This is a genomic window from Bradyrhizobium sp. WSM4874, assembly GCF_055811835.1.
In genome coordinates this window covers 87294-97789 of the sequence record NZ_JBVVPR010000029.1, presented here as the reverse complement: position 1 = coordinate 97789, position 10496 = coordinate 87294, and the positions used below count along the sequence as shown (strand labels likewise).

Here is a 10496-nt window from a genome sequence, read left to right as displayed (position 1 = left end):
GGGGGCTTTTTTTTTAATAAACCCCCCCCCTCTGGGGGCCCCCCCCCCCCCCCCCCCCCCCCGACCCAGTATTCCAGAGACGCCGGTTGGATACGGAGAAGCTGCGGCGTACTGAACCGCTCAGCGCACCGCCGACGCCGCGCGCTTGGCGGCAACCGGCTTCGGCGCGGGCTTCGCGTTGGCCTGCGGCGCGCTGTCCCAGCCGCCGTTCGGGGCCGCAACATTGACGGCGTCGTCGGGCTGCGGCTCGGCGCTGAAGGTCTGAATCGCGAGCTTGGCGGCCGCGAGCGATTGCGGGTCGAGCCGCTTGGCGACGTCGTCGCGCTTGGTTGCAGCGTCCGCATCGCCCTGGGCGGCTGCGAGAGTGAACCATTTGTAGGACTCGGCGAGGTTCTGCTCCACGCCGATGCCGCGGGCATAGAGGATTCCGAGGTTGAACTGGCTGTCGGCGACGCCGCGATCGGCGGCCTTCCGGAACCACAGTGCCGCGCTCTTGTAGTTGGCGCCGCGTCCGCCGCCGTCGGCGTCGAGCACCGCGAGATTGTGCATCGCCTTGGCGTTGCCGCGCTCGGCTGCTTGCGTGTAGTAGCGGCGGGCGATATCGGCGTCCTTCTTCACGCCGAGACCCTTCTCGTAGAGTGTCCCGAGGCGGAAGGTCGCGGGCACCACACCGGCCTGCGCCGCGCGGTCGTACCATTTGGCGGCTTCGTCGTAATTCGCGGCCACGCCCTTGCCCTCGGCAAAGCGCACACCGATCTCGTAGGCCGCGGTCGCATCGCCCTTCATCGCGGCGGAGCGCAAGCCGGGGCCACCGATGCCGTCAGGCAGCTTTTCGCTCGGCGGCACCTGGATCGTCGCGAGTTTCGCGCGGCTAGTGCCCGACAGCGCGCCGGTGACGTCGCTGGAGGCCGCAGGCGGGGTTGGCGCCGCGGTTTGCGGGATTTCGACCGAAGCGGTGCCGCTCGGGCTTGTCACGGACCCCGGCGCGGCATTGTTCTGCGACTGCTTTCCGATCGGCGTCGGCGAGGTCATCGAGGGCGTGACCTGCTCTGGCGCGGCGGGCTTGTTCTCAACCGGCGGCGGGGCTCGCGGCGCGGGCTCGCTCGACGTATTCTCCATCGCCTGCGGCGCCGGCGGCGCACTGCCGCCATCAAGCAGGTTCATCGCCATCTTGAAGGTGCCGAGCACGATCACGACCACGCTCGCGCCAACCAGCAGCGAGCGGATCTTCGAGGTGATGGTCGAGCCACCTTCCTGGCCCTTGTCCTTGGCGCGAGCGATTGCAGCCTTGGCACCACGGGCCGGCTTCTCGGGCGGCTGCGCGGCGGCGGCCTGGGCGGCGCGGCGCGCGGCAGCGATGAAGCTCGACGACGACACCGGCTCCTTGGGCGCGGCCGGGATTTCGCTGATTGCACTTTCGGACGCAGCAATGCGCTCGGACGGCGTGGCGATGCGTGCACCCGGCCTTGTGCCCGGCTCGAGCGGATGATCCGGCGGCAGTTCGGGCGCAAGCGCGGCGCGCGTGGGGGCCGTATGCGGCTCCAGGATTTCGCTGATCGCGCGTGGCGGAACCGGCGGTGCCATCGGCATCGGCATCGGCATCGGCGGCGGCGCTGCTGGCGCGGCGGCATGGAATTCGCGCGGCGCGGCGGCGAAGGCGGCTTGCGCCGCCTGCGCGGCGGCCGGATTGGGCAGCTCGGGCTTCGGATCGTATGTCGGATGCTGCTGTTGCTGTGGCCGCGGCTCGCGCGCCATCGGCGCGGGCGCCATGGGAGCGGCCATCGGCATCGGCATCGGCTGCGGCGCGGGGGCGGGCGGCGCGGTGCGCACATTGCGAAGATCGCCCTCGATCATCGAGAGACGATCGACGACGTGGCCAAGTGCGTTGTGGACGGCCTCCAGCGAATCCTGGGTGGTCCGGTTGGTCTCGGCCTGGCTGAAGCGGATGTCGGAGAGCTCGCGCTTGACGAGATCGACCATGCCGGAATCGGCGGGCGGCGTGGAGTTGCGGCTCTCGGCCAGCGCGGAATAGGTCGCCTGCTGCCGCTCCAGGTGCCGCAGAATGTCGTGCAACCCGTCCTCGACGCGGCTGAAATTGCCGTTGCGCGGATCGGAGGCGGCCTCGAGCCGCTCCAGCAGATACGAGACGCGCTGTTCAAGATGAGCAAAGGTCGACGCCGAATCGTTGCCGACCTGCATGCGATCGAAACGGTCGGACAGGGCGCGGATCGCGCTTTCGAGTTGCTCGCTGCTCTCGGATGGCTGAGGGCGCTCGCGCGTTTCCAGAGCGGCGGTGAGCGCCGCGATGCGCTGCTCCAGCACCGCAAAACTGTCGCCTTGGCCGGACGAACGGGTGACCTGGTCGACCTTGGACGACAGCAGCTGCACGTCGTCGGAGAGCCGTGCCAGCGCTTCGTTGGAGGCGACGTTGGAGACGATGCCGCGCAGCGCCGAGATCGCGCCTTCGAGCTGGCGGACCGTCGAGGGATCGTCATTGGCGCGCAGGATCAGATCGAGCTTGGCGCCGAGATTGCGGATCGCCTCGTCATAGCCGGTGAGCTGCTCGGCCGGCGTCAGCGTGCGGAGCACCTGCTTGATCTCGGACAGCGCGTGCTCGATGCCGGACAGGACCTGACCGTCGGTGCCGTTGGAGCGGGTCTCGTCGATGCGCCGATGCAGCGAGCGGATCTCGTTCTCGATCGATTCGATCGCGCGGCGCGGCATCGCCTCGGTGATGGCGTTGCGGATCTCCGCAAGCTCGCTGCGGAAACTGTTGATCGCCTGCTCGGTATTGTCGGGGCGCTGGAGCGATTCAATCTGACTCGTGATCTTGAGCAGATGGCGCTCGAGCGCAGAGAAATCCGGCCCCGGCTGCGGTGGCGGCGGAGCGTAGGCAGGCGCGGGCGGCGCCATCGGGGGCGCGTAAGGAGCTGCGGCAGGCGCGATCGGCGGCGCGGCGCGCGGCGGCATCTGCCTGGGCGTAAAGCCGTCGAGCTCGCTCTGCCGTGCCGTGATCTCGGCGACCGCGACGTCGAACGAAGCCGGGCTCAGGGGTGGTGAGCTGCGATAGACCTGTGCTGCCGCGCGCTCGACCGCATCGGCCTGGCGCTGGCGCGTTTCAACGGGTGCCTGTCGCGGTGCCGGAGCCTGCTGCGGCTTTGAGATTTGCGACAGCCTTGCATCGAGCCGCGAGATCGCGTCGTTGAGCTGGCGCGCAACGCCCTGCTCGCGCGAGACGTCTTGCCGCGGAGCATCTTGCCGCGAAGAATCTTGCCGTGGCGCGGGCTTTGAAATTCGTTCGATCTGCTGGGTGATGGCGTCGAGCCGCTGGTGGATGTCGGCGACTTCGCGGCTTTCCTGGCTCGGCAAGTGACTCGGGATTTGGTTCGGAACGTGCTGGGGTTGCGGACGCTGGTCGTAAAGTCCGCGAAAGTTTGGCGGGGCGGTCTCGCCGAGCGTGGAGTTGAGCCAATCGTTGAGTGACATGCCGGCGCGACGCGCAGCAGCTTCGGCCCGCTCCCGGACGGATGGATCGATGCCGTCAACACTCCACGATACGCGCGAATTCATGACTCTGTCCGGTTCCGACTCCGGCGCCCCACCCGGCGCCTCCAGTCTTCCCTCGCGTGCCGGTTGCAAAGACAATCGGATTTGGCGCGGGTCGTCTGCCTCGAAAACCGACTTTTGTCTGTTACGGTAAATAACGGGTTAAGGAACCCATTGAGGGTGTCTTAAAGTTGGGCGGCCTTCCAGGACGAGAGCAGGTGCGCTCCCTCCCCCGCTTGCGGGGGAGGGTTGGGGAGAGGGTGCTTCCACAATCGAGAACCCCCGAGATGAGAGAGCCCTCACCCGCGCCTTCGGCGCGACCTCTCCCGCAAGCGGGAGAGGCGACGAGCACCGCCGAAGCCGGTCTAGCCCTTGCCCTCGCGCTTGCCTTCCTCCAGCGGCACCACGGTGCCGCTTGCGCTCATCGCCGACAGGGCCTCGAGCGCCTCTTCGCAGAAATCGGCCACCATCTGCTCGTGCCGAGCGCCGAGCTGAAGCAGCAGGAGGTTACCGAGGTCGAGCACGCCGGACGCCGCCCCTTCCGGGAAGCGCTTCTTCAGGATGCGCTCGTAGTTCTCGTGCCGATCGCGGTGGTGCTCGAGCCGGGCCATCAGGTCGGTGCGCATCGGCTCGAGGCCGATGCTGTCGAGCGCATGCAGCCGCACCAAAAGGTCGTCCTTGATGGAGGGGGGCGTGCTTGGCCGCGCGGCCCAGTGCCGCAGCGCTGTTCGGCCCTCCGGAGTGAGCGTATAGATCAGCTTATTGGGTTTGCCTGACTGCACGACCTCGCGGCCCTGGATGTAGCCGCGGTCGCGCAGCTTGGATAGCTCCCGGTAGATCTGCTGGTGGTCGGCCTTCCAAAAGAAGCCGATCGAGGAATCGAATGTCTTGGCGAGCTCGTAGCCCGTCATCGGACGTTCCGTCAGGCATGCGAGGATTGCGTCGCCCAAGGCCATGACCGGTCCTCCTGTTCTCGACCTTAACCAATTGGCTTGACTTTATGCGCATCGGCGCATATGCGTCAATGTGCATATGAGGTGACCCAAGAACGAGGGCAAACACCGCCCCAAAAACACCAGTAGAATCAACCTTATCGCTACTGTGCATGGGGTTGTTTTCGCGCTTTTTGTAGAAGCCTTTAGTTGCCCTGGCCTTTAGGGAGGCACCCGAGAATGACCGGCCTCGATTCCTGGTACGGCTACATGAAGTCGCATGACCGGGCAGCGCTCTGGGACCTGCTCCATCCCGACGCCATCTTCGAAAGCCCCGTCGTGCACTCGCCGCAGCGTGGACGCGACATCACCTTCAAATATCTGGCCAGCGCCGAGAAGGTGCTCGGCGGTCCCGGCTTCACCTACGTAGGCGAATGGAAGAGTGAGAGCGGCGCCGTGCTCGAATTCAAGACCATCATCGACGGCATCGAGATCAACGGCGTCGACATCATCAGTTTCGACGGCGACGGACGCATCACGCATTTCAAGGTGATGGTGCGGCCGCTCAAGGCCGTCAACATGCTGCATCGCCTGATGGCGGAGCAGCTCGCCGCCGCTCAATCCTAAGCCAGCATCATCACTTCAAGGCCTGCCGGGAGACCACCATGCCGATCTACAAAGCCCCCGTCGAAGACGTGAACTTCCTGCTCAACGACGTCTTCCAGATCGATCGCTATGACAATCTGGCCGGCTTCTCCGATGCGTCGAGCGACGTGCGCGAAGCCATTCTCGGCGAAGCTGCCAAGCTTGCCGAAGAAGTGCTCCAGCCGCTCAATCGCGTGGGCGATCTCGAAGGTTGCAAGCGCGCCGATGACGGCAGCGTCACCACGCCGAAGGGCTTCAAGGACGCGTTCAAGCAGGTCGCCGAAGGCGGCTGGCTCGGCCTGTCCGCACCGACCGAGTATGGCGGCCAAGGCCTACCGGTGACGCTCTCGCAGGCCGTCAACGAATTCCAGATCTCCGCCAACATGGCGTTCTCGATGTATGGCGGCCTCACCATGGGCGCGACCGCGGCGCTGATCGTCCACGGCACTCCCGAGCAGAAGCAGACCTATGTGCCGAAGATGGTGGCGGGCGAGTGGACCGGCACCATGAACCTGACCGAGCCGCATTGCGGCACCGACCTCGGCATGCTCCGCACCAAGGCGGTGCGGCAAGCCGACGGCAGCTTCAAGATCACGGGCACCAAGATCTTCATCTCGGCCGGCGAGCATGACCTCGCGCCCAACATCATCCACCTCGTGCTTGCCCGCATCGAGGGCGCGCCCGCCGGCATCAAGGGCGTGTCGCTGTTCGTGGTGCCGAAATTCCTCGTCAACGCCGATGGTTCGGTGGGGCAGCGCAACGGCGTGGTCTGCGGCTCGATCGAGCACAAGATGGGCATCCACGGCAATTCCACCTGCGTGATGAACTACGACAACGCCGTGGGCTGGCTGATCGGCGAAGAGAACAAGGGCATGCAGGGCATGTTCGTGATGATGAACGAGGCCCGCCTCGGCGTCGCCGTGCAGGGTCTCGCGCAGTCGGAAGTGGCGTATCAGAACGCGGTCGCCTATGCCCGGGATCGCATCCAGGGCCGCTCGCTCACCGGTGCCAAGGCACCCGACAAGCCGGCCGATCCGATCATCGTCCATCCCGACGTGCGCCGCACGCTGCTGTCGATCCGCGCCTTCAACGAGGCCGCGCGCGCCTTCGTGATGTGGACCGCGCTGAAGAGCGATGTCGCCCATCGCTCCGAGGATCCCAAGGACCGCCAGGCCGCCGATGATCACATGGGCCTGATGACGCCCGTGCTGAAAGGCTTTCTCACCGATTACGGCTTCGCCAACGCGGTGCAGGCGCAGCAGATGTATGGCGGCCACGGCTACATCGCCGAGCAGGGCATGGAGCAGTTCGTGCGCGATGCCCGCATCGCCATGATCTACGAAGGCGCCAACGGCATCCAGGCGCTCGACCTCGTCGGCCGCAAGCTGCCGCGCGACGGCGGACGTGCCATCATGGCATTCTTCGGCGAGGTCATGGCCTTCGCCAAGGACAACGGCGGCGACGAGGCGATGAAGCCCTACATTACCCCGCTCTCGGCTTCGCTCGGCCATCTCCAGCAGGCCACGACGTGGCTGATGCAGAACGCGATGGCGAAGCCCGACAATGCCGGTGCCGCCGCGACCGATTACCTGAATCTGTTCGGTTTCGTCGCGCTCGGCTACATGTGGGCGAAGATGGCGAAAGTGACGCAGGTGAAGATTGCCGAGAGCGGGGCAACCCCCTATCTCTCGACCAAGCTCGTCACCGGCCGCTTCTTCATGGAGCGGATGCTGCCGGAGACCGCCGCCAATCTTGCGCGCATCCAGGCCGGCTGCGCCACCATCATGGAACTGCCGGCGGAAGCGTTCTGAGGATTCCGCCCCACCAATAATAGCGACCGCGCGGCGGTCGCGACCAATAACCGCAATCAGGAGGCTCCCATGGCAGATGCCTATATTTACGACCACGTCCGCACCCCGCGCGGCCGCGGCAAGGCGGACGGCGCGCTGCATGAAGTCACCGCGCTCGCGCTTGCGACCGTGCCGCTCAAGGCGCTCAAGGACCGCAATAACCTGCCGGAAGATTCCGTCGATGACGTCATTCTCGGCGTGGTCGATCCCGTCGGCGAAGCCGGCTCCGACATCGCGCGCTTTGCCGCGCTGAAGGCGGGCCTCGGCGAAGCGGTTCCGGGCGTGCAGATCAGCCGCTTCTGCGCCTCCGGCCTCGATGCCGTGAATTTTGCCGCAGCCCAGGTGATGAGCGGCCAGCACGAGCTCGTGATCGGCGGCGGTGCCGAATCGATGAGCCGCGTCGGCATCGGTGCCTCCGGCGGCGCCTGGCCGATGGACCCGTCGATGGCAGTGCCGGCCTATTTCATGCCGCAGGGTATTTCGGCCGATCTGATCGCGACCAAATACGGCTTCTCGCGCGACGACGTCGACGCCTATGCGGTGCAGAGCCAGCAGCGAGCGGCGAAGTCCTGGGAAGAAGGCCGCTTTGACAAGTCGGTCGTCCCGGTGAAGGACATCAACGGCCTCACCATCCTCGCCAAGGACGAGCATATGCGTCCGTCGACGACGATGCAGTCGCTGGCGCAGCTGCAGCCGGCGTTCACGATGATGGCGCAGATGGGCGGCTTCGACGGCGTCGCGGTGCAGTCGCATCCGGAAATCGAGCGCGTCAATCACGTGCACCACGCCGGCAATTCGTCGGGCATCGTCGATGGTGCCGGCGCCGTCCTGCTCGGCAGCAAGGAAGCCGGCGGCAAGTACGGGCTGAAGCCGCGCGCAAAGATCCGCGCCTTCGCCAATGTCGGCTCCGAGCCCGCGATGATGCTGACCGGCCCGGTCGACGTCACCGAAAAGCTGTTTGCGCGCTCAGGCATGAAGAAGTCGGACATCGACCTGTTCGAGCTCAACGAGGCCTTCGCCTCCGTCGTGCTGCGCTACATCCAGGCCTTCGACATCGACAATGCCAAGATCAACGTCAATGGCGGTGCGATCGCGCTCGGCCATCCGCTTGGCGCGACCGGTGCGATGATCCTCGGGACCGTGCTCGACGAGCTCGAGCGCACCAACAAGGCGACCGCACTGGTGACGCTGTGCATCGGCGGCGGCATGGGCACCGCGACCATTATCGAACGCGTCTAAGGGTAGGGAGCAACCAGCATGGCTTACAAGAACTTCAAGGTTGAGACCGATTCCGACGGCATCGCGCTCGTGACCTGGGACATTCCGGGCCGTTCGATGAACGTGCTCGACGAGACCTCGACCAGCGAGCTCGATGCGATCGTCAAGGCGACCACGGCCGACGCTGCGGTGAAGGGTGTCGTTATCACCTCTGCCAAGGAGGCGTTCTGCGCCGGCGCGGACCTGTCCATGCTCGAGGGCATGAACCAGGCCTACGCAAAAGTGTTCAAGGAACAGGGCGAGACCGCGGCGAACCAGATGCTGTTCGAGCAGAGCCGGCGCTTCTCGCAGGTGCTGCGCTCAATCGAGACCTCCGGCAAGCCGTGGGCGGCGGCGATCAACGGCCTCGCGCTCGGCGGCGGTTTCGAGATCACGCTGTGCTGCCACTATCGCGTGGCGGCGGAGAATCCCAAGACCCGCCTCGGCCTGCCCGAGGTCAAGGTCGGCTTGTTCCCCGGCGCCGGCGGCACGCAGCGTGTGCCGCGCCTGGTGCCGCCGCAGGACGCGATGACGATTCTGCTCAAGGGCGATCCGGTCACGGTCGAGAAAGCCAAGGCGCTGAATCTGATCCACGCCATCGTTCCCGCCGCCGATCTCATCAAGGCGGCAAAGGACTGGATCAAGGGCGGCGGCAAGGCTGTCGCGCCCTGGGACGAGAAGGGCTTCAAGCTGCCGGGCGGCCCGGTGTTCTCCAAGGCCGGCATGATGATGTTCCCGGCCGGCAACGCGATCTATCGCCGCGAGACCTACGACAATTATCCGGCCGCACGCGCGATCATGAGCTGTGTCTATGAGGGCCTGCAGCTGCCGATCGACGCCGCGCTGCGCGTCGAGTCGCGCTACTTCACCTCGGTACTGCGCTCGAAGGAAGCGGCCGCGATGATCCGCAGCCTGTTCCTGTCGATGCAGGAGCTCAACAAGGGCGCGCGCCGTCCAAAGGATGTGCCGCCGACCAAGGTCAAGAAGATCGCCGTAATCGGCGCCGGCTTCATGGGCGCGAGCGTCGGCTATGTCTCGGCCCGTGCCGGCCTCGACGTCGTCCTGATCGATCGCGACCAGGAGAGCGCCGACAAGGGCAAGGCGCATGCGCAAAAGGTGATCGAGGAGCAGATCAAGAAGGGCCGCGCCAAGCCCGGCGACGCAGAAGCCCTGCTCGCGCGCATCACGCCGACCGCGGACTATTCCGCGCTGAAGGACGTCGATCTCGTCATCGAGGCCGTGTTCGAGGACCGCAAGGTCAAGGCTGATACCTTTGCCAAGGCGCAGGAGCATATGAAGCCGGACGTGATCTTCGCGTCCAACACCTCGACGCTTCCGATCACCTCGCTGGCGGAATCCTTCAAGGACCAGGGCAGGTTCGTCGGCATCCACTTCTTCTCGCCGGTCGAGAAGATGATGCTGGTCGAGATCATCCAGGGCAAGAACACCGGCGATCTCGCGATCGCGACCGCCCTCGACTACGTCAGGCAGATCGGCAAGACGCCGATCGTCGTCAACGACAGCCGCGGCTTCTTCGCCAATCGCTGCGTCGGCCGCTACGTCGCCGAAGGCAACGAGATGTTCCTCGAAGGCGTGCCGCCCGCGATGATCGAGAATTGCGCCAAGATGGCCGGCATGCCGGTCGGCCCGCTCTCGCTGTCGGACGAGGTCGCGCTCGACCTGGGACTCAAGATCATGAAGGCGACGGAAGCCGACCTCGGCCCCAACGCCATCAATCCCGATCAGAAGAAGCTGATGGTGGAAATGGTCGAGAAGCAGGGCCGCCTGGGCCGCAAGAACAGCAAAGGTTTTTACGACTACCCCGAGATGGGCAAGGGTCAGAAGAGCCTGTGGCCGGGCCTCTCCGCGCTGCAGCCCAAGCAGCTCGATCCTGATACGCTCGACGTCGAGGAGTTGAAGCAGCGCTTCCTGGTGGTGCAGGCGGTGGAAGCCGCGCGCACGGTGGAGGATCACGTCATCACCGATCCGCGCGAGGCGGACGTCGGCTCGATCCTCGGCTTCGGCTTCGCGCCGTTCACCGGTGGCACGCTGTCCTACATCGACTTCATGGGCCCCAAGAAGTTCGTCGAACTTTGCCACAGACTGGAAGCGAAATACGGCTCGCGCTTCACCCCGCCGAAACTCCTCGAGGAGATGGCCGCAAAGGGAGAAACCTTCTACGGCCGCTTCGCTCCGAAGAAGGCGGCGGCGTGATTCTCTGAACCGTAGCCAGGATGAAAAATACGAAAGGCCGGATTCTCGATCC

6 protein-coding genes are annotated in these 10496 nt (G+C 65.6%); 4 read left to right on the top strand and 2 right to left on the bottom strand.

The annotated features are described in order from the left end of the window. Positions 1–120: 120 nt before the first annotated feature. Together AC0L3P_RS26360 and AC0L3P_RS26355 are read right to left on the bottom strand one after the other, a co-directional pair. Positions 121–3570, bottom strand: a complete 3450-nt coding sequence (locus AC0L3P_RS26360; RefSeq protein ID WP_473306343.1) for a tetratricopeptide repeat protein — start codon at positions 3568–3570, stop codon at positions 121–123. Between the two features lie 341 nt (positions 3571–3911). Continuing rightward, positions 3912–4502, bottom strand: a complete 591-nt coding sequence (locus tag AC0L3P_RS26355; RefSeq protein ID WP_354207586.1) for a PadR family transcriptional regulator — start codon at positions 4500–4502, stop codon at positions 3912–3914. 216 nt (positions 4503–4718) lie between these two features. On the opposite strand from AC0L3P_RS26355, the gene AC0L3P_RS26350 reads away from it, so the two are divergent. From AC0L3P_RS26350 to AC0L3P_RS26335, 4 genes are all read left to right on the top strand, one after another. Beyond that, positions 4719–5105 carry a nuclear transport factor 2 family protein gene (locus AC0L3P_RS26350; protein ID WP_473306339.1) on the top strand — a complete coding sequence of 129 codons (387 nt, stop codon included), beginning with the start codon at positions 4719–4721 and terminating at the stop codon, positions 5103–5105. Between the two features lie 38 nt (positions 5106–5143). Continuing rightward, positions 5144–6934 carry an acyl-CoA dehydrogenase C-terminal domain-containing protein gene (locus tag AC0L3P_RS26345; protein ID WP_473306337.1) on the top strand — a complete coding sequence of 597 codons (1791 nt, stop codon included), beginning with the start codon at positions 5144–5146 and terminating at the stop codon, positions 6932–6934. Positions 6935–7003: 69 nt separating this feature from the next. Next, positions 7004–8212, top strand: coding sequence for an acetyl-CoA C-acetyltransferase (locus tag AC0L3P_RS26340; RefSeq protein ID WP_473306335.1), 1209 nt, complete (start codon positions 7004–7006; stop codon positions 8210–8212). An 18-nt stretch (positions 8213–8230) separates the two neighbouring features. Next, the gene (locus tag AC0L3P_RS26335; protein ID WP_473306333.1) at positions 8231–10444 is read left to right on the top strand and encodes an FAD-dependent oxidoreductase; all 2214 of its coding nucleotides are present in this window, start codon (positions 8231–8233) and stop codon (positions 10442–10444) included. The last annotated feature ends 52 nt before the right edge of the window (positions 10445–10496 follow it).

What these genes read in the sequence shown, in the direction of transcription:
- AC0L3P_RS26360 (WP_473306343.1), bottom strand. Translation starts at nt 3,570, where the DNA reads ATGAATTCGCGCGTATCGTGGAGTGTTGACGGCATCGATCCATCCGTC.
- AC0L3P_RS26355 (WP_354207586.1), bottom strand. Translation starts at nt 4,502, where the DNA reads ATGGCCTTGGGCGACGCAATCCTCGCATGCCTGACGGAACGTCCGATG.
- AC0L3P_RS26350 (WP_473306339.1), top strand. Translation starts at nt 4,719, where the DNA reads ATGACCGGCCTCGATTCCTGGTACGGCTACATGAAGTCGCATGACCGG.
- AC0L3P_RS26345 (WP_473306337.1), top strand. Translation starts at nt 5,144, where the DNA reads ATGCCGATCTACAAAGCCCCCGTCGAAGACGTGAACTTCCTGCTCAAC.
- AC0L3P_RS26340 (WP_473306335.1), top strand. Translation starts at nt 7,004, where the DNA reads ATGGCAGATGCCTATATTTACGACCACGTCCGCACCCCGCGCGGCCGC.
- AC0L3P_RS26335 (WP_473306333.1), top strand. Translation starts at nt 8,231, where the DNA reads ATGGCTTACAAGAACTTCAAGGTTGAGACCGATTCCGACGGCATCGCG.